Raw genomic sequence first — 17194 nt, 5'->3', positions numbered from 1 at the left:
GGACTTGTACGAAGGCATCGTCCAGGACCTCATCGACGAGCTCGGCCGCCTGCCGGGCGTCGGTCCGAAGAGCGCCCAGCGCATCGCGTTCCACCTCCTCCAGGCCGAGCCCGAGGACGTACGCCGGCTGGCCGAGGTCCTCATCCAGGTCAAGCAGCGCGTGAAGTTCTGCAGCATCTGCTTCAACGTCTCCGAGGAGGAGCAGTGCCGGATCTGCCGCGACCCGCGGCGTGACCCGAGCGTCATCTGCGTCGTCGAGGAGTACAAGGACGTCGCCGCGATCGAGCGCACGCGTGAGTTCAAGGGCCGGTACCACGTGCTCGGCGGCGCGATCAGCCCCATCGACGGCATCGGGCCCGACCAGCTGCGGATCCGCGAGCTGCTGATGCGGCTGGCCGACGGCACCGTCCAGGAGGTCATCCTGGCGACCGACCCGAACCTCGAGGGCGAGGCCACCGCGACGTTCCTCACCCGCAACCTGAAGCCGTTGGGGTTGCGCGTGACCCGACTTGCCAGTGGACTACCTGTGGGCGGCGACCTCGAGTACGCCGACGAAGTGACCCTGGGACGTGCATTCGCTGGACGGAGGTCCGCAGATGGCTGACAAGCACCTCACACCGCTCGACGCCGAGCACGGTGAGTTCGCCGCGCAGATCGCCGATCAGGTCGAGAGCTTCCTGATCGCGCTCAACGCGATCGCCCGCGAGGAGTCCGCCGGTGTCGCCGTGCCGATGCTGCTGCTGGAGGTCTCGCAGATCCTGCTCGCGGGCGCCCGCCTCGGCGCCCAGCAGGACTTCGCGCCGGTCCAGGAGTTCCAGCCGGACGTCGGTCCGGACCCCGAGGGCATCGACGACCTGCGCATCTCGCTGGCCAAGCTGCTCGACAACCTCGACACCTACAGCTTCGTCTTCGACCCGTACCTGCCCGAGGTGGTCGAGAGCCAGCTCTCCGACGACATGGTCAGCATCGCGGCGGACCTCGACAACGGGCTGCGGCACTACCGCAGCGGCAACGTCGCCGAGGCGCTGTGGTGGTGGCAGTTCTCCTACGTCTCGAGCTGGGGCAACCTCGCGGGTGCGGCGCTCAACGCGCTGCTCGCGGTGATCACGCACGATCGCCTGGACGCGGAGTTCACCGGTGAGGACGAGGAGATCGCGGCTGCCGAGGAGCTCCTCTCCGACTGAGGCGCCCGCCGTCCTGCGTGACTGAGATATCAGGCGGGGCCGTGACCCGCCGCCGGTAGACTCACGGCCTGTGGGCCGCGCTGCAGCGCGCCCGGGATTCGTCCAGCAGTGGAGTGAGGGAACAACCGTGGGCATTGTCGTGCAGAAGTACGGCGGCTCCTCCGTGGCCGACGCGGCCGGCGTCAAGCGGGTCGCACAGCGCATCATCGCGACCAAGAAGGCCGGTCACGACGTCGTCGTGGTCGTCTCCGCGATGGGTGACACGACCGACGAGCTGATCGACCTCGCCAACGAGGTCACGCCGCTCCCGCCCGCCCGAGAGCTGGACATGCTGCTGACCGCCGGCGAGCGGATCTCGATGGCCGTCCTGGCGATGGCGATCCAGAGCCTCGGCTTCGACGCGCGCTCGTTCACCGGCTCGCAGGCCGGCGTGATCACCGACGCCGAGCACGGCCGGGCGAAGATCATCGACGTCACCCCGGGCCGGATCCAGGCCGCCATCGGCGAGGGCGCGATCGCGATCGTCGCCGGCTTCCAGGGCGTCTCCCAGACCACCAAGGACATCACCACGCTGGGCCGCGGCGGCTCCGACACGACCGCCGTCGCGCTCGCGGTGGCGCTGCAGGCCGACGTCTGCGAGATCTACTCCGACGTGGACGGCATCTTCACCGCCGACCCCCGCATCGAGCCCCGGGCCCGCAAGGTCCCGCGGATCTCCTACGAGGAGACGCTCGAGATGGCTGCGCAGGGCGCCAAGATCCTGCACCTGCGGTGCGTCGAGTACGCCCGCCGCTACGACATGCCGATCCACGTGCGCTCGTCCTTCTCGGACAAGGAAGGCACCTGGGTCGTGAAGGCTGAAGACGTCAACAAGGACGGAAACATGGAAGCTGCCATCATCACCGGCGTTGCGCACGACCGCAGCCAGGCCAAGATCACCGTGGTCGGCGTGCCGGACAAGGTCGGCGAGGCCGCCGCGATCTTCCGCGCCGTCGCCGAGGCCCAGACGAACATCGACATGATCGTCCAGAACGTCTCCGCGGCCGCGACGGGTCGCACGGACATCTCCTTCACGCTCCCGCGCGCCGAGGGCCAGGCCGCCATGGCCGCGCTCTCCAAGCTCCAGGGCGAGGTCGGCTACGAGCGCCTGCAGTACGACGACTCGGTCGGCAAGGTCTCCGTCGTCGGCGCCGGCATGAGCACCGCTCCCGGCATCACCGCGACGTTCTTCGCGGCCCTGGCCGACGCGGGCGTCAACATCGAGATGATCTCCACCTCGGAGATCCGCGTCTCGGTCGTCGTCGCCGAGTCCCAGGTCGAGGCCGCCGTCAACGCCGCCCACGCGGCGTACAACCTCGGCTCGGACGAGATCGAGGCCGTCGTCTACGGAGGTACCGGCCGATGAGCCCCCGTCCCGTCAACATCGGCGTCGTCGGCGCGACCGGCCAGGTCGGTGTCGCGATGCGCCAGATCCTGCTCGAGCGCGACTTCCCCGTGGAGAACGTCCGTTTCTTCGCCTCGGCGCGCTCCGCGGGCAAGGAGATCCCCTTCGGTGACCGCACGGTCGTCGTCGAGGACCTCGAGACCGCCGACCCGACCGGTCTCGACATCGCCCTCTTCTCGGCCGGTGGTGCGACCTCCAAGGCCCACGCCCAGCGCTTTGTCGACGCCGGTGTCATCGTCGTCGACAACTCCTCGGCGTTCCGCAAGATCGACGAGATCCCGCTGGTCGTCGCCGAGGTCAACGCCGAAGCCATGGCGCCGGTGATCGAGGCCCGCCGCGGCATCATCGCCAACCCCAACTGCACCACGATGGCGGCCATGCCGGTGCTCAAGCCGCTGCACGACGAGGCCGGCCTGACCCGCCTCATCGTGTCGTCGTACCAGGCCGTCTCGGGCTCCGGCGTCGCCGGTGTCTCCGAGCTGGCCAACGGCGTCGCCGCCGCCGGCGACAAGGCCACCGAGCTCGCGTACGACGGGTCGGCTGTCGACTTCGGCGAGCCGGGCGTCTACAAGAAGAACATCGCCTACAACGTCATCCCGTTCGCGGGCGGCCTCGTCGACGACGGCCTCAACGAGACCGACGAGGAGCAGAAGCTCCGCAACGAGTCGCGCAAGATCCTCGGCATCCCGGAGCTGCGCGTCTCGGGCCTCTGCGTGCGCGTCCCGGTCTTCACGGGCCACTCGCTCGCGGTCAACGCCGAGTTCGCCTCCGCGATGACCCCGGCCCGTGCCGCCGAGCTGCTCAAGGACGCCCCGGGCGTCGAGCTCGTCGACATCCCGAACCCGCTCGAGGCGGCCGGCAAGGACCCCTCGTACGTCGGTCGTCTGCGCCAGGACCCGGGCGTCGACGGCGACCGTGGCCTCGCGCTGTTCATCTCCAACGACAACCTGCGCAAGGGCGCCGCACTCAACACGGTGCAGCTCGCGGAGATCATCGCCGCGCAGATCTGACGCCGCGGCCCCGGCGCCCACCGCGCCGAGACGGGGCTTGTGCCGCAACGAGACGGGCCTCGTGCCGTGGACTTCCACGGCACGAGGCCCGTCTCGGCGTTGCGGGGGACTACGGGATGCGGCCCCACTCGTCGGAGGACTGCCGGGTCACCCACTGGGCGAGGACGTAGCAGCCTGCGGCGAGCGGCGGGATGACCAGCACCATCCACCAGTTGAAGATCCAGCTCGTCAGCACGAGCAGGGTGAGCATCGACAGCAGGCCGACGGCGAGCAGGCTGGTGCTCGGCGCCTGCGGCACCTGCAGCAGGCGGAGGATGCCGATCCCGGCGAAGACGAGCACGACCAGGATCGCCACCAGGACGAGGAAGCCCGGTCCGCCACACGAGCTGGTGTCGCGGATCGCCTTGCAGCCCTGGAGGCCGAGCCAGGTGCACGCGCAGGCGAGCAGCCCGACGATCAGGCCCGTGAGCGCGGCTGCCTTGACCGGGTCGAGGTGCGGCACCGGGATCCGTGGTGCGTGGTCCTTGGGCGGCTTCGGGACCGGCGACGGCTTGGGAGTCTTGGCCCGGGCCGGCTTCGGCTGCTTCGCGGGCCGGGCGTCGAGCCGTTCCTCGACGTACATCGGGCGCTCGGACTCGACAGCGCTCGCCTGAGCGTCGTACGCCGGGGCCGAAGGCGTGTACGGCGCGGCCGGGGGCTGTGCCGGTGCGGGTGGCGCGACCGGCGGGAGGACCTGGGTGTGCTCGACCGCAGCCTCGGCCGGAGGGGCGGCAGGAGCCGGGCTGGGTGCCGGCGCGGGCTGGGGCTCAGCCGGGGTGGCCGGAGCGCTGGCCCTCTGTCCGAACGTGAACGGTGCGGGGGTCGCCGGGGCGGCCGGAGCGGGGGCGGCCGGAGCGGGGGCGGCCGGAGCGGGGGCGGCCGGAGCCGGGGCAGCGGCGGCCGGAGCAGCAGGCGTCGGCGCCGCCGGTGCGGGAGCAGCAGGCGCGGGTGAGGGTGCAGGGGAGGTCGGCGGTGCGAACCGCGAACCGGTGTCGCCGGCAGGCCCCTGCGGGGCCGTCGGCACAGCCTCGGCCACGGGCGCCGTTGGAGCGACTGGCGGAGCAACGGGCGGCGCGACCGCTGCCGGCGCCTCCTCGGCCGCGTCGGGTGCGGGCGGGGCGGCCTCCCCGGCCGTCGGCTCCGCGGTCTCCGTGCTCGAGGCGGCGTCACGCTCCTTGCGCTTGCGGCGCAGTCCGAAGGAGGGGAGCTCGAGATTCACCTCGAGCGGCTTGCCCCCGTCATCTCCCAGTCCAGGCTTCTCTCCCATGCCCGCGAGTCTGCCAGATCACACCGTTCCGGCAGGATGTTCGGCATGACATCGCCGTTCCGTTGTTCCGCTGCGGCACTCCGCCTGCCCATGGCAGGCACAGCGGCCACCGACGCAGGCTTCCTGCTGGTCGAGCACCCGGGGCCTTGGGGCAACAAGGCACTCGCGGAGAGCCGCCTGGTCCCCGATGAGGCGCGGGCCGCGCTCGCCGCGGCGACGTCCGCGCTCGGGATCCGCGTGCAGCTCATCCGCCGCCCGGGCGAGCGCGGCGCGCCGGACGCGGCGTTCAGGGTCTTCCTCGCCCACCCGGCCTCGGGTCGCCTCGACGTGCAGCAGCTCGACGACCGGGCGGCGCTCGCCGATCTCGACCTGGCCCTCGACGTCCGCGGCGCCGGCTGGCAGCCGTACGACGGGTCGCTGCTGCTGGTCTGCACCAACGGCCGCCGTGACGTGTGCTGTGCCGAGTTCGGGCGCCCGGTCGCCCAGGCCGCGGCCGCCGCCCTGCCCGAGGAGACCTGGGAGACCACGCACCTCGGTGGTCACCGGTTCGCTGTCGCGGTGCTGACCCTGCCCGACGGCATGTCCTACGGGCGGGTCGACCCGGAGGCGGCGCTGCGGATCGGCGAGGCGGCGCGCGCCGGAGCGGTGGTGCCGGCGCACCTGAGGGGCCGCACGTCGTACCCGCCGCACGTGCAGGCTGCCGAGGTGGCTCTGTACGAGCAGCTCGGCGTGACTGCAGCTGACGCGTTCGTGCTCACGGGGGACACCACGGCCGGGGGCCAGGGCGTCGTGACGTTCCGTGCGGGGGACGGTGAGCACGTGGTCGACGTGCGGGCCCGGGAGGAGGTGCCCGCGCGGCAGAGCTGTGCGGACCTCACCACGAAGCCGTCGACGACGTGGCGCGCGTCGGTCAGAGCTCCGGCCGGTAGCGACTGAGGACCTCGGTGAACCTCCGCGACGGCACCATGGTCCCGTCGAGCGCGAACGTCGTGCCGTCCGGGTTGCGCAGGAACACCCGCCAGTTGCTGCGTCCCGGCTTTCCCCGGACGTGGTCGACGGGGGAGTAGGGACTGGACAGGTCCCACGCGTAGCGGCGGCCGGCCTGCCGGACCTCGAGGTGGGGTCCCCGGAGCGAGACGTAGGTCGGCACGGTGACCACGCGCAGGAACCACAGCCCGGCGCTCAGCGCGCCGAGGATCAGGGCCAGACCGCCGAGGGTCGCGTCGTGCGCGGTCCAGGCCGCCCACCCGGTGAGGGCCGCCGCGGGGAACGCGAGGACCAGCGCGGCACCTGCGAGCCGCTTCGCGGTCCTGCGTGGCCGGGTCTCGATCTGCTCGAGCGGTGCTGCGGGGGCAGCGGGCGGGGCCTCGGCCCGGGGCTCACGCGCAGGCGTGGCCACGGGGGCGGGGGCGCCCCGGTCCGCCGTCCGGCGTCCCGACCGTCGCCCCGGCGCGCGCGTGGCGGGCGCTGCTGGCGCCGCGACCGGCGCGGGCTGCGTCGCCGGTCCTCCCTGCAGTGCCGCGAGCACGTCCATCCCTGCCCGGGCATGGTTCACCTGGTTGTCCATCGGGCCTCCCCTCCCTGCTGACACTGTACGTCCGAAACGTGGAGACCGGGGTCGCTGTGCGACGATGGCCCGGCATCTGACCCGAGATCTGGAGCAGCCAGCGTGGATGAAGAGAACGACAGCCCGGTCGTCAACGGGCTGGTGGCACTGATCGCCGTCGCCCTCGTCATCGGACTGCTCGCGGCGATCATCGCGATGCTCGGCACCCGCCTGGTCGGGCTGACGGGGGACAGCGGGGCCTCCTCGGACGGTGTCGCTGCGGGAGACTCGCTCTCCCTCCCGCCGCTGGAGCCCACCGAGCTCGACTCGGGTCTGCTGATCACCCTCGCGCCCACCCAGACCGCGACCACGTCGTCGAGCGCCCCGCTCGGCATCGGCGAGTCCGCGACGCCGTCAGCGGCCGCGAGCGACAGCGCCTCGGCAACCCCCGACAGCAAGCGGGGCATCCTGCTGCAGGCCAGCGACAGCACGGTCACGACCGGCGACGACCTCATGCTCAGTGGCACCTACAAGGGAGGCGAGGGCGCGGTCCTCGGCATCTGGTACGACTACGGCCAGGGCTGGCAGGCCTTCAACCTGAGCACCAACGTCTACGGCGGCGTCTTCCAGGCCTTCGTCTCCACGTACAAGACCGGCACCGTCCAGTGGCAGGTGCGCGATCCCGAGACCGACACCCGCTCCAACATCGTCACCGTGCACTACGAGGACTGACCCGTCGTCCACGCCTGCAGCGCCCCTCCGGAGCCGTCCGGAGGGGCGCTTCGGGTATCCGGGAAAAAGACTTCCGGAACGGGAATCAAGGTCGCGCTACCTGCGTTCATCCGTACGAACAAAGTTGAGTTGATAACGCTCAACTTGTTTGCCAGACTGACGCGACGGCGGCAGGATGGCCGCAATCCCCGAAACTTTCCCGGACCGGCCCCGGTCCCGGGTCCACACCACACACGGAGGGAACCAACATGGCCCGCGCAGTCGGCATTGACCTCGGCACGACGAACTCCGTCGTCGCCGTCCTCGAGGGTGGCGAGCCCACCGTCATCGCGAACGCCGAGGGCGCTCGTACCACCCCGTCCATCGTCGCGTTCGCCAAGAACGGCGAGGTCCTCGTCGGCGAGGTCGCCAAGCGCCAGGCGGTCACCAACGTCGACCGCACCATCCGCTCGGTCAAGCGCCACATGGGCGAGAACTGGACCGTCGAGATCGACGACAAGTCCTTCAACCCCCAGCAGATCAGCGCCTTCATCCTGCAGAAGCTGAAGCGTGACGCCGAGGCGTACCTGGGCGAGCCGGTGACCGACGCGGTCATCACCGTCCCGGCGTACTTCTCCGACGCGCAGCGCCAGGCGACCAAGGAGGCCGGCGAGATCGCGGGCCTCAACGTCGCGCGCATCGTCAACGAGCCGACCGCGGCCGCACTGGCCTACGGCCTCGACAAGGGCGACGACCAGACGATCCTCGTCTTCGACCTCGGCGGCGGCACGTTCGACGTCTCCCTGCTCGAGATCGGCGAGGGTGTCGTCGAGGTCAAGGCGACCTCCGGTGACAACCACCTCGGTGGCGACGACTGGGACAACCGCATCGTCGAGTGGATGGTCGACAAGTTCAAGGCCGCTCACGGCGTCGACCTCTCGGCCGACAAGATGGCCAAGCAGCGCCTCCAGGAGGCCGCGGAGAAGGCGAAGATCGAGCTCTCCTCCTCGTCCGAGTCGCAGATCCACCTGCCGTACATCACGGTCGGTGCCGACGGCCCGCTCCACTTCGAGGAGAAGCTCACCCGCGCCGAGTTCCAGAAGATCACCGCGGACCTCCTCGAGCGGACCAAGGTGCCGTTCCAGAACGTCCTGAAGGACGCGGGCGTCCCGGTCTCCGAGATCGACCACGTGGTCCTCGTCGGCGGTTCGACCCGCATGCCCGCGGTCAGCGACGTCGTCCGCGACCTGCTCGGTGGCAAGGAACCCAACAAGGGCGTCAACCCGGACGAGGTCGTCGCCGTCGGTGCCGCCCTCCAGGCCGGCGTCCTCAAGGGCGAGGTCAAGGATGTGCTGCTCCTCGACGTCACCCCGCTCTCGCTCGGCATCGAGACGAAGGGTGGCGTCATGACCACCCTCATCGAGCGCAACACCACGATCCCGACCAAGCGCTCGGAGATCTTCACCACCGCCGACGACAACCAGCCGTCGGTCGAGATCAAGGTCGCCCAGGGCGAGCGCCAGATGTGGGCGCAGAACCAGCCGCTCGGCAACTTCGAGCTCACGGGCCTGCCGCCGGCGCCGCGTGGCGTCCCGAAGATCGAGGTCACCTTCGACATCGACGCCAACGGCATCGTCCACGTCTCCGCCAAGGACCACGCGTCCGGCCGCGAGCAGTCGATGACCATCTCCGGTGGCTCGGCGCTGAGCAAGGACGAGATCGACCGCATGGTCCGTGAGGCCGAGCAGTACGCGGAGGAGGACGCCAAGCGTCGCGAGGCCGTCGAGGTCCGCAACCAGGCCGACACCCTCGTCTACTCGACGGAGAAGTTCCTCTCCGAGAACGGCGAGAAGGTCCCGGACGAGGTCAAGACCGAGGTCCAGGCCGACGTCGACGCCCTCAAGGCCATCCTCGCCAACGAGGCCGCGACCGCCGAGGAGCTCACCGCCGGTGTGACCAAGCTCGGGGAGTCCTCGCAGAAGATGGGCGCCGCGATGTACGCCGCCGCCGAGGCCGACCAGGCCGCTGCCGGTGGCGCCAGCGAGGCGACCGGCGACGCCGACGACGACGTCGTCGAGGCCGAGATCATCGACGAGGACGAGTCCAAGTGACCGAGACCCCGTTCAACCCCGAGGGGGAGCCGCAGGAGACTGCGGCTCCCTCCCCGGAGGGCGACGCCCTCGCCGCCGAGGCAGGGGCGGCGGCCGCGCCGCACGGCTTCGGTGACGAGGCGGCGGAGATGGCCAACGAGACCGAGGTCGAGGTCCCCGTGGACCAGGCCGAGGCCGACGAGCTGACGGTCGCACGGATGGCCCTGGAGGAGCGCACGCTCGACCTCCAGCGTCTGCAGGCGGAGTACGTCAACTACAAGAAGCGGGTCGACCGCGACCGCGAGGTCGTCGCCGAGAACGCCCGGTTCAAGGTGCTCAGCCCGATCATCGACGTGCTCGACACGATCGACCGGGCGCGTGAGCACGGCGAGCTCGAGGGTGGCTTCAAGGCGGTCGCCGACCAGCTCGAGCGGGTCGTCAGCAACCTGGGCCTGACCCGGTTCGGCGCTCCGGGCGACCCGTTCGACCCGCAGCTCCACGAGGCGCTGACGCACCTCGGCACCGACGCTGCGGTGGACGTCACGACGTGCCAGCACGTCGCCAAGACCGGTTACAAGATCGGGGATCGCGTCGTTCGCGCGGCGCAGGTCCTCGTCGTGGACCCGGTTGAGTAAGAACCAGAAGAAGCAGGGAAGGGAGGTGCGCGCATGAGCGCGAAGGCTGACTGGGCGTCGAAGGACTTCTACGCCGAGCTGGGCGTGAAGAAGGACGCAACGCAGGACGAGATCAAGAAGGCTTACCGCAAGCTGGCGCGCGCCAACCACCCCGACTCCAACCCCGGCGACACGGCCAAGCACGAGAAGTTCAAGACCGTGGCCGAGGCGTACGACGTCGTCGGTGACCCCGAGAAGCGCAAGGAGTACGACGAGTTCCGCTCCATGCCGGCCGGGTTCTCCGGTGGCGGCTTCCCGGGTGGCGGCTTCCCCGGGGGCTACTCCGCGGGCGGCTTCGACCTGAACGACCTGCTGCGTGACCGCACCGGCGGCGGTGGCGGCTTCGGCGACATGTTCGGCGACCTCTTCGGGGGCGGCGGGCGTGCGCGCCAGCAGCCGCGGCCGCGCAAGGGGGCGGACGCCGAGACCTCGGCGACCATCTCCTTCACGGACGCGCTCGAGGGCGTGACGATCTCGTTGCGCCTGGCCAGCGACGGTGCCTGCGCCACCTGCCACGGCACCGGCGGCAAGCCGGGCACGCGACCGCACGTCTGCCCCACCTGCGAGGGCACGGGCTACGTCGCGGTCAGCGCCGGTGGCGGCTTCTCGATGAACGAGACCTGCCCGACGTGCCACGGCAGCCGGATGGCGTACGACGAGGCCTGCCCCGTCTGCCACGGCTCCGGTCGCGGCACGTCCTCGCGCACGATCCAGGCCCGCATCCCTGCCGGGGTGAGGGACGGCCAGCGGATCCGGCTGCGTGGCAAGGGCTCGCCGGGCGACAACGGCGGCCCCGCCGGTGACCTGTATGTCACCGTCAAGGTCCGCCCGCACGCGATCTTCGGCCGCAAGGACGACAACCTGACGCTCGAGGTCCCGGTGGGCTTCGACGAGGCCGCGCTCGGCGCCGAGATCAAGGTGCCCACACTCGGGGGCGCACCGGTGACCCTCCGGCTGCCGGCCGGCACGCCCAACGGACGCACCTTCCGCGTGCGTGGCAAGGGCGTCAAGAAGGCCGACGGCACGCAGGGTGACCTGCTCGTCACGGTCGAGGTCCACGTGCCCGCGGTGCTCGACGCGGCTGCGCGGGAGGCGATCGAGGCCTATCGTGCAGCGACGAGTGACAAGCCGCTGCGCACGAGGCTCTTCGAGGAGGCGTGACCCCGATGGCAGAGTCCGGCCGCAACGGTGGGGCGGGTCGTCCTGCGCACGACGCGGCGGTCTACGTCATCAGCGTCGCCGCGGAGCTCACCGGCCTGCACCCGCAGACCCTGCGCACCTGGGAGCGGCTCGGGCTCGTGACGCCGGGCCGCACCGGTGGCGGTGGCCGCCGCTACTCCGCTCGCGACATCGACCTGCTGCGCCAGATCGCCGAGCTCACGTCCTCCGGGATCGGCCTCGAGGGTGTGCGACGGATCCTCGAGCTCGAGGACCGCGCCGCGGCGCTGGCCCAGCGCAACGCCGAGCTGCAGGCGGAGCTCGACCAGGCACGGGAGGCGCTGCGCCAGGTGCTCAACCGTGCGTCGGCCAGTCCGGCTCCACCGGTCGCCGCGGCACCGGGCCGGCTGCCGATCCTGCGGCCGGACACCTCGTCGTCCGTCGTCGTCTGGCGCCGTGACCGCGGCTGACCCGGCGCGCCGGGTCAGGGCGTGGCGCCTGCCGTCGCGATGTGCTGCGGGATGACGCAGCCCTGGTCGCTGTCGGGGCACGAGGTGACGCTGCGGACCCAGTGGTCCACGACGTCGGTGAGGTCCTTGCCCCGGGCGGGCGGCGCGTAGGCGACCACGTCGAAGCCGGCCCACCACGTCGTGTGGTGCTTCTCCAGGGCCGGGTCGGTGAAGACCTTCGGGTGCGAGCGGATCCACTGGTCGGAGTCGACCGGCGTCTGGAACCAGATCATGTAGATCGCCCCGTGGGCGGCGACGGCCGCCGGGTCGTCGGCGTTCGTGAGGACACCCATGACGCGGAAGTCGCGCGGGTCCGGGACCGTCACCGTGCGGGCGAGCTGCCGCTGGAACGCGACGCCGTGCAGCCACGAGCCGTCACCGCGACCGGGCCGCCAGTCCTGCCGCACGCTGATCCCGAGGTCCTCGCCCGCCTGCTTCTCCAGGCGCCGCGCCCACTCGTCGGGGACGGTGCTCGGCGGCAGCTGCCGGTGCACGATCCGCACGCCGGCGTACGGGTCCTCCCCGGCCTCGAGGCCGACCCTCAGGTGCTTGGTCACCCAGCCGTAGGCGAAGGGCGCCGCCACTGCGGCGGCGAGGAGACCGAGGACGGCGAGCAGGACCTTCATGCGGACAGACACGTCGGCCATCCTGACGGAACCGCCGCCGCCCTCGTGTCGTCCGATCGGTCAGTTCTGCGCGACGAGGCGTGCCGGGTTGGGGACCGTGCCGAACCGGCTGAGCGGCTGGATCCGGAGGTTGAGGACGCCGCCGACATCGGCCTTCTTCACGAAGCCGTAGGTCCGGCTGTCGTCGGAGCCGCCCCAGTTGTCGCCCAGCAGCCAGTAGGAGTCGGCCGGGACGACGACCTCTGTCGGCGCCGTTCCCGCCGTGCCGTCGGCGTTGCAGCACGGCGCGATGCGGTCGCCGACCTGCTCGGTCCAGCGCGGGTTCTCCACGACGTACGTCGTGTCGCTCCCTGCCGGCGTGACCGTCACGACCGGCTCTCCCTTCGCGAAGGTGACGGCCACGGTGTCGCCCGGAAGGCCGACGATCCGCTTCACCACCGGGGTCTTCGCGACGCCGACCTGCGCCTCGACGAGATCGAACCGCCGGGGGTCGCCGCGCTTCCAGAACTGGACCAGCAGCCGGTCACCCTGGTGGACCGTGGGTTCCATCGAGTGCCCCTTGACGTGCACGGAGAAGGCGAGCGCGGCGATGATCGTCAACAGGGCAAGGAGAAACGCGACGAGTGCGGTCCAGCCGACCACGTGTCCGGCTGATCCGCGCTCGGTGCGCAGGGGTGGCTCCATCGGTTGTGCTCCTCGGTCGCAGACGAAAGTCGGGGGTCCCGGTGCGACCTAGGTCACTTGGACGCTTCAGGAACTGTGGCGTACGTTACCCAGAAGCAGCCGAGGTCCGATTCGTCTGGGGAGAGACGAATGCGAGGACCCGGCCGGGTAGGGAGCCCGGTCGACACCAACGGCTTCGGGAGGAAATCGCGACCGCGTGTGCGGCTGCTGCCACCTGTCCGCGCGAGTGCGCGGGCGGGCATGTTCCTGGGAGGGAAACATGAAGGAAAAGGGTATGGGCCGCGTGCGGCTCGGCCGGTTCGCTGCTGTCACGGTGCCCGCCACCGTGGTGTCGGTCGGCCTGGGTGTCGCGATGCTCCAGGGCGCGGTCTCCGCGTCGCTGAGCTCGACGAACCCGTTCAAGGTCACCGCGGCGTCCGGCAGTGGCTCGGGCGTGGAGCTCTCGCTCCGTGCGGCCCAGGCCGCGGCGTCGCAGACGGACAGCACGGCTGCTGACAAGCAGTCGGCTTTCGTCACGCTGACCAACGGCACGGTCAACCAGGTGTGTCTCGCGGCGAACCAGCCGACGGGCCTGCCGATCATTCCGAACATCGGGCTGAAGATCCAGCTCCCGGGTTCGGTCGCGCTGGGCAACTCCGTGGACCTCAACGCCCAGGGCGTCACCACCGACGCGACGCTGAAGAACGTCAGCGTCGGTGTCGCGCAGCAGGAGCTCAACCACCAGTCGACGGTCACGCAGGGTGCCAACCTGGGTGGCTTCGGTATCGAGTCCGGCCAGTCGGCCGGCGGCGCGGTGGGCGACACCAGCAACGTCGCGCTCAACAACGTCAACGCCGACGTCTTCCAGGTCAACCTGGCGTCCATCGGCCTGACCGGCGTGACCCTCACGCCGACCACCGGTACGGCGACCTGCTGATCCGGACCTGACCGCGTCGGCGCCGGGGCTTCCACTGACCCCCTTTCGCCCCGGCGCCGGCGTGGTCGCCATCCGTCCCCGGGAGGGGGACACGTCCTTGGGAGGGGACACCATGAACCAGACCCGACCCTCGCGGATCGCGGCGCTCCGGCACGCGACCTACCGCTACCTCAAGACCCGCCCGACGGCGGGCAGCCTGGTCCTCGCGGCCGGTGCCTACTTCGTGCTGCGCCCGGTGGTGGACAGCACCTTCCAGTTCCTCGCGTACCTCGGCACCGGCGGAGCCCAGATCTACATCCTCGGCGGCGGCATGCTCGCGGCCGCGCTGGTGTCGTTCTTCATGCCGGCCCAGCGCCACTTCCCGGCCCTGATGGCGATGGCCTTCTCGATCGCCTCGCTGCCGCTGGCCAACCTCGGCGGGTGGCTGATCGGCATGATCCTCGGCATCGCGGGCAGCGGCATGATCTTCGCCTGGACGCCGTACTCGGAGACGCAGCTGGCGAAGATCGAGGAGAAGCGCCAACGTCGCCTCGAGCGCCGGCAGGGCAAGCAGGCCAAGGACCCGGTCGCGGCATGAAGCGCAAGACGATCCGGATGCGCCTGGCCGAGGCCGTACGCCGTCGGCGTGCTGCGGCGGTCGAGCGCCTGCACGCGCTGCGCGACACCTCCGACGCGATGCTGCTGCGCGCCGAGGAGGGGCCGCGCCGCGGTACCCGCAAGCGGGCGGGCGTGCTCGCCCTGACGGCGTTCGCCGGCCTGGCCGGCATGTTCGTCGCGGTCAGCCAGGACGTGCTCGCGGTGAACTTCACGACCGCCAACTCGGCCTACAAGGTCTACACGGACAAGGTCTCCGGCCTCAACGCCGCCGGCTACATCAACGTCCAGGACCTCTACGGCTCGACCGACAAGGCCGTCGCCCAGCTCGGCTTCAAGACCGCCACGCTCAACGGACTGTGCGCGATCGCGAAGCAGAACCTGCCGGTGCTCGGCGACGTCTCCCTGCTGGTCACGGCCGGGGAGCCGGTGGACGGCACCCTCACGAACCCGACGGGCCAGGCGATCGCGGCACAGCAGCTCTACCTCGCCTCCGACAACCTCTCGGGCACCGGTGACCAGATCGCCAAGCTCACCCTGGGCCAGTCCGCGGACACGCTGATGATGGACACGATCCCGTTCGCCGGCACCCCGGGCGCCTTCGGCCTGCAGGCCCAGACCCTCAACGTGTCCAACCTGGACGCCGACTCCTACGGCATCGACCTGCAGGGCCAGATCAACCTTCCCAACCTGAAGATCCGGGTGCTGCCCGGTGCCAAGACGAAGGCGGACTGCGCATCATGATCGCTTCGACCGACCGGCTCGGTCCCAACCGCCGCATCCCGGGGACCGAGGCGGTCCGCTGGTTCCGCGCCTTCCGGCGCACGCGACCGTTCTGGGGTGGGCTCTGGCTCGCCCTCGGCGGCCTCGTCATCATGAAGCTGAACAGCTACTCGCTGGGCATGGCGCTGACCGGCGGCTTCAACCGCAGCGCCGGCTACATCCTCGGTGGCGGCATGGTGCTGTTCGCGGTCGTCGCCTGGGCGTCGCCGCTCTACGCACGGCTGGTGGGCTTCCTGGGCGTCCTGACCGCCATGGCGGCGTTCGTCGGGTCGAACTTCGGCGGCTTCCTGATCGGCACGATCCTCGGCATCATCGGCGGCTCGATGATCTTCGGTTGGGGCGAGCTGCGGCCGCGCCGCCGGGGCGCGCGCCGCGGTGTCGCCGGACCGGAGGCGTGAGCGGCACTGCGCGACGATGGCAGCGGGCGTGGGTCTTCCTCGCCGTGCTGGCTGTCGTCGTGACTCTCGGGCTCTGGCCGGACTCCCCACGCGAGGCCGCGCAGGCGGTCCAGGCGTGCGGTGCCGGCGACGTCAACCGCGCCACCCTGACCACGAAGGGCGGGGTCACGCTGCATCCCTGCCTGTCCAAGGTGACGACCAACATGGTCATCCCGCGCACCCAGACCTCGAGCCTGGGCTGCGGAACGCTCTTCCTGCAGCCCTGCTACGAGACGAAGTGGCAGATCACCGCGGTGAGCAAGACCAGTGGCCAGACCCTGAAGTACGCCGACGGGTCCACGGAGTCGGGCCTCTACCGGCTGACCTTCCAGCAGTTCCAGGTGTACAAGAGCGCGAGCCTGGCGACCAGTGGCGGCTCCGGGTACACCACGACCCTCACCCCCGACGCCGCGGCGAAGCTCGGCAACGCGAGCGGCCAGACCATCTACACCGACCTGTGGGTGACGGCCGACAGCACGATCAACCTCTCCTTCCTCACCTTCAGCTGCAACGACTTCGTGCGCCCGGACAACGCGCTGTGGACCATCGCCGACATCTTCATCGACGTGAGCGCAGGTGGCTGCGGCATGAACCTCAAGATCCGGTACGCCGTCACCACCTCGTCCGGCGCCAACGGCGAGATCAGCGGTGCCTACTCGGTCAACCTCCCCAACACCCTGTTGACGGTCTCGTGATGGGGGCGAGGACGGCCGGCGGTCCGGCGTACGGGACCAGGTGGAGGCAGACGACCCCGCTGATGCTGCTCGCCTTCGTCGTCGTCGCGGGCGCGCTGACCCTGCTGCGGCAGGATGTCTTCGCCGCCGTCGTGACGTATCAGGGGAGCACCGCGAAGTTCAGCAGCGGGCGCGTCAGCGGTCAGGACATCGGGTTCGGCATGGCGCAGGTCGACGTCGCCGGTGTCGGCACGAAGAACGTCCTGGCGGCGGGCTTCGCGACGGGCACGCTCGACGGGCTCTGCGTCTCGCAGGTGCAGACCCTGCCGGTGATCGGCGACGTCGTGATCAAGCTGACCGCGGGCGACGGCGACAGCTCGACGCGGGAGATCCAGGCGACCAACGTGCAGCTCGACATCACGCAGCTGCGCGGCTCGAGCACGGGCATCAACCTCGACGGCCGCGTGCAGATCGGCATGGCCACCCAGGACATCACCACGCTTCCCGGCGTCGACAACCCGCTGGGAGCACCGACCGGCACGGGATGGTGGGGGATCGACGCCACCGCAGGCGACATCTTCAGCGCCAAGGGCTACCTGTACGACGCCGAGATCGGTGGTCCGATCAAGCTGCCGGGCCTGAAGATCAGTGTGGTGCCGAAGGCTGCCGGAGGCACGGAGTGCTGGACGACCCCGGGCGATGCGACGCCGCTGCCGCACTGAGGAAGTGCAGGCCAGACGCGGAGAGTGTCTCTTTCCGCCCGTTATCCGGATCCGTATCGCCAGGGCTGCGACAGCCGCTACCCTCACCCCAGTGACGGAAACCACAGGGCGGTCGACAGCCCTGGA

The 17194-nt window shown here is 70.7% G+C and carries 20 protein-coding genes; 16 read left to right on the top strand and 4 right to left on the bottom strand.

All coding sequences use genetic code 11. The annotated features are described in order from the left end of the window. Nucleotides 1-4: 4 nt before the first annotated feature. From recR to Q5722_RS06220, 4 genes are all read left to right on the top strand, one after another. The gene (gene recR / locus Q5722_RS06235; protein ID WP_305027343.1) at nucleotides 5-604 is read left to right on the top strand and encodes a recombination mediator RecR; all 600 of its coding nucleotides are present in this window, start codon (nucleotides 5-7) and stop codon (nucleotides 602-604) included. Beyond that, complete coding sequence (locus tag Q5722_RS06230) at nucleotides 597-1184, top strand: DUF5063 domain-containing protein (protein ID WP_305027342.1); 588 nt, start codon at nucleotides 597-599, stop codon at nucleotides 1182-1184. The genes recR and Q5722_RS06230 overlap by 8 nt, the downstream gene beginning before the upstream one ends. Nucleotides 1185-1311: 127 nt before the next feature. Further along, nucleotides 1312-2589 carry an aspartate kinase gene (locus Q5722_RS06225; protein ID WP_305027341.1) on the top strand — a complete coding sequence of 426 codons (1278 nt, stop codon included), beginning with the start codon at nucleotides 1312-1314 and terminating at the stop codon, nucleotides 2587-2589. After that, nucleotides 2586-3638: an aspartate-semialdehyde dehydrogenase gene (locus tag Q5722_RS06220; RefSeq protein WP_305027340.1), complete on the top strand. Its 1053-nt coding sequence runs from the start codon at nucleotides 2586-2588 to the stop codon at nucleotides 3636-3638. Before Q5722_RS06225 ends, Q5722_RS06220 begins: the two co-directional genes overlap by 4 nt. 109 nt (nucleotides 3639-3747) lie before the next feature. On the opposite strand, the gene Q5722_RS06215 is transcribed toward Q5722_RS06220, so the two are convergent. Further along, entirely contained in the window at nucleotides 3748-4944 is a 1197-nt protein-coding gene (locus Q5722_RS06215) for a hypothetical protein (RefSeq protein WP_305027339.1), read from the bottom strand. Between the two features lie 45 nt (nucleotides 4945-4989). Here Q5722_RS06215 and Q5722_RS06210 point away from each other — a divergent pair, with 45 nt between their 5' ends. Then, nucleotides 4990-5880, top strand: coding sequence for a ferredoxin family protein (locus Q5722_RS06210; RefSeq protein WP_305027338.1), 891 nt, complete (start codon nucleotides 4990-4992; stop codon nucleotides 5878-5880). On the opposite strand, the gene Q5722_RS06205 is transcribed toward Q5722_RS06210, so the two are convergent. Beyond that, the gene (locus Q5722_RS06205; protein ID WP_305027337.1) at nucleotides 5855-6511 is read right to left on the bottom strand and encodes a hypothetical protein; all 657 of its coding nucleotides are present in this window, start codon (nucleotides 6509-6511) and stop codon (nucleotides 5855-5857) included. The two genes, Q5722_RS06210 and Q5722_RS06205, sit on opposite strands and share 26 nt — an antisense overlap. Before the next feature lie 102 nt (nucleotides 6512-6613). On the opposite strand from Q5722_RS06205, the gene Q5722_RS06200 reads away from it, so the two are divergent. The 5 genes from Q5722_RS06200 (at nucleotide 6614) to Q5722_RS06180 (ending at nucleotide 11593) form a co-directional block, all read left to right on the top strand. Next, the gene (locus Q5722_RS06200) at nucleotides 6614-7222 is read left to right on the top strand and encodes a hypothetical protein (RefSeq protein WP_305027336.1); all 609 of its coding nucleotides are present in this window, start codon (nucleotides 6614-6616) and stop codon (nucleotides 7220-7222) included. Between the two features lie 248 nt (nucleotides 7223-7470). Beyond that, complete coding sequence (dnaK, locus tag Q5722_RS06195) at nucleotides 7471-9312, top strand: molecular chaperone DnaK (RefSeq protein ID WP_305027335.1); 1842 nt, start codon at nucleotides 7471-7473, stop codon at nucleotides 9310-9312. Beyond that, nucleotides 9309-9926, top strand: coding sequence for a nucleotide exchange factor GrpE (grpE, locus tag Q5722_RS06190; protein ID WP_305027334.1), 618 nt, complete (start codon nucleotides 9309-9311; stop codon nucleotides 9924-9926). Before dnaK ends, grpE begins: the two co-directional genes overlap by 4 nt. A gap of 33 nt (nucleotides 9927-9959) precedes the next feature. After that, a complete protein-coding gene (dnaJ, locus tag Q5722_RS06185; RefSeq protein ID WP_305027333.1) occupies nucleotides 9960-11126 on the top strand; it encodes a molecular chaperone DnaJ in 1167 nt (388 codons plus the stop codon). Between the two features lie 5 nt (nucleotides 11127-11131). Next, on the top strand, nucleotides 11132-11593 hold the full coding sequence (locus Q5722_RS06180; protein WP_305028340.1) for a heat shock protein transcriptional repressor HspR: 462 nt from the start codon (nucleotides 11132-11134) through the stop codon (nucleotides 11591-11593). Nucleotides 11594-11607: 14 nt separating this feature from the next. Here Q5722_RS06180 and Q5722_RS06175 read toward each other — a convergent pair whose 3' ends face one another. Continuing rightward, the gene (locus tag Q5722_RS06175; protein ID WP_305027332.1) at nucleotides 11608-12270 is read right to left on the bottom strand and encodes a hypothetical protein; all 663 of its coding nucleotides are present in this window, start codon (nucleotides 12268-12270) and stop codon (nucleotides 11608-11610) included. Nucleotides 12271-12318: 48 nt separating this feature from the next. Next, the gene (lepB, locus tag Q5722_RS06170) at nucleotides 12319-12942 is read right to left on the bottom strand and encodes a signal peptidase I (protein ID WP_305027331.1); all 624 of its coding nucleotides are present in this window, start codon (nucleotides 12940-12942) and stop codon (nucleotides 12319-12321) included. A gap of 259 nt (nucleotides 12943-13201) precedes the next feature. Here lepB and Q5722_RS06165 point away from each other — a divergent pair, with 259 nt between their 5' ends. From Q5722_RS06165 to Q5722_RS06140, 6 genes are all read left to right on the top strand, one after another. Further along, the gene (locus tag Q5722_RS06165) at nucleotides 13202-13858 is read left to right on the top strand and encodes a DUF6230 family protein (RefSeq protein WP_305027330.1); all 657 of its coding nucleotides are present in this window, start codon (nucleotides 13202-13204) and stop codon (nucleotides 13856-13858) included. A gap of 112 nt (nucleotides 13859-13970) precedes the next feature. Next, the gene (locus tag Q5722_RS06160; RefSeq protein WP_305027329.1) at nucleotides 13971-14435 is read left to right on the top strand and encodes a DUF6114 domain-containing protein; all 465 of its coding nucleotides are present in this window, start codon (nucleotides 13971-13973) and stop codon (nucleotides 14433-14435) included. Next, nucleotides 14432-15196 carry a DUF6230 family protein gene (locus tag Q5722_RS06155; RefSeq protein WP_305027328.1) on the top strand — a complete coding sequence of 255 codons (765 nt, stop codon included), beginning with the start codon at nucleotides 14432-14434 and terminating at the stop codon, nucleotides 15194-15196. The genes Q5722_RS06160 and Q5722_RS06155 overlap by 4 nt, the downstream gene beginning before the upstream one ends. Continuing rightward, nucleotides 15193-15633, top strand: coding sequence for a DUF6114 domain-containing protein (locus tag Q5722_RS06150; protein ID WP_305027327.1), 441 nt, complete (start codon nucleotides 15193-15195; stop codon nucleotides 15631-15633). Before Q5722_RS06155 ends, Q5722_RS06150 begins: the two co-directional genes overlap by 4 nt. Next, nucleotides 15630-16367, top strand: a complete 738-nt coding sequence (locus Q5722_RS06145; RefSeq protein WP_305027326.1) for a hypothetical protein — start codon at nucleotides 15630-15632, stop codon at nucleotides 16365-16367. The genes Q5722_RS06150 and Q5722_RS06145 overlap by 4 nt, the downstream gene beginning before the upstream one ends. A 62-nt stretch (nucleotides 16368-16429) precedes the next feature. Further along, entirely contained in the window at nucleotides 16430-17068 is a 639-nt protein-coding gene (locus tag Q5722_RS06140; protein ID WP_305027325.1) for a DUF6230 family protein, read from the top strand. The last annotated feature ends 126 nt before the right edge of the window (nucleotides 17069-17194 follow it).

It is taken from the genome of Nocardioides jiangxiensis (assembly GCF_030580915.1).
GTDB lineage: Bacteria > Actinomycetota > Actinomycetes > Propionibacteriales > Nocardioidaceae > Nocardioides > Nocardioides jiangxiensis.
Note: the sequence above shows the minus strand (reverse complement) of the source record. Positions and strands in the feature narration are given on the sequence as shown.

Excerpts from the sequence above, each read along its gene's own strand:
- Q5722_RS06230 (WP_305027342.1), top strand. The coding sequence starts at position 597 with ATGGCTGACAAGCACCTCACACCGCTCGACGCCGAGCACGGTGAGTTC.
- Q5722_RS06220 (WP_305027340.1), top strand. The coding sequence starts at position 2,586 with ATGAGCCCCCGTCCCGTCAACATCGGCGTCGTCGGCGCGACCGGCCAG.
- Q5722_RS06215 (WP_305027339.1), bottom strand. The coding sequence starts at position 4,944 with ATGGGAGAGAAGCCTGGACTGGGAGATGACGGGGGCAAGCCGCTCGAG.
- Q5722_RS06210 (WP_305027338.1), top strand. The coding sequence starts at position 4,990 with ATGACATCGCCGTTCCGTTGTTCCGCTGCGGCACTCCGCCTGCCCATG.
- Q5722_RS06205 (WP_305027337.1), bottom strand. The coding sequence starts at position 6,511 with ATGGACAACCAGGTGAACCATGCCCGGGCAGGGATGGACGTGCTCGCG.
- dnaK (WP_305027335.1), top strand. The coding sequence starts at position 7,471 with ATGGCCCGCGCAGTCGGCATTGACCTCGGCACGACGAACTCCGTCGTC.
- dnaJ (WP_305027333.1), top strand. The coding sequence starts at position 9,960 with ATGAGCGCGAAGGCTGACTGGGCGTCGAAGGACTTCTACGCCGAGCTG.
- Q5722_RS06180 (WP_305028340.1), top strand. The coding sequence starts at position 11,132 with ATGGCAGAGTCCGGCCGCAACGGTGGGGCGGGTCGTCCTGCGCACGAC.
- lepB (WP_305027331.1), bottom strand. The coding sequence starts at position 12,942 with ATGGAGCCACCCCTGCGCACCGAGCGCGGATCAGCCGGACACGTGGTC.
- Q5722_RS06165 (WP_305027330.1), top strand. The coding sequence starts at position 13,202 with ATGAAGGAAAAGGGTATGGGCCGCGTGCGGCTCGGCCGGTTCGCTGCT.
- Q5722_RS06160 (WP_305027329.1), top strand. The coding sequence starts at position 13,971 with ATGAACCAGACCCGACCCTCGCGGATCGCGGCGCTCCGGCACGCGACC.
- Q5722_RS06155 (WP_305027328.1), top strand. The coding sequence starts at position 14,432 with ATGAAGCGCAAGACGATCCGGATGCGCCTGGCCGAGGCCGTACGCCGT.
- Q5722_RS06150 (WP_305027327.1), top strand. The coding sequence starts at position 15,193 with ATGATCGCTTCGACCGACCGGCTCGGTCCCAACCGCCGCATCCCGGGG.
- Q5722_RS06140 (WP_305027325.1), top strand. The coding sequence starts at position 16,430 with ATGCTGCTCGCCTTCGTCGTCGTCGCGGGCGCGCTGACCCTGCTGCGG.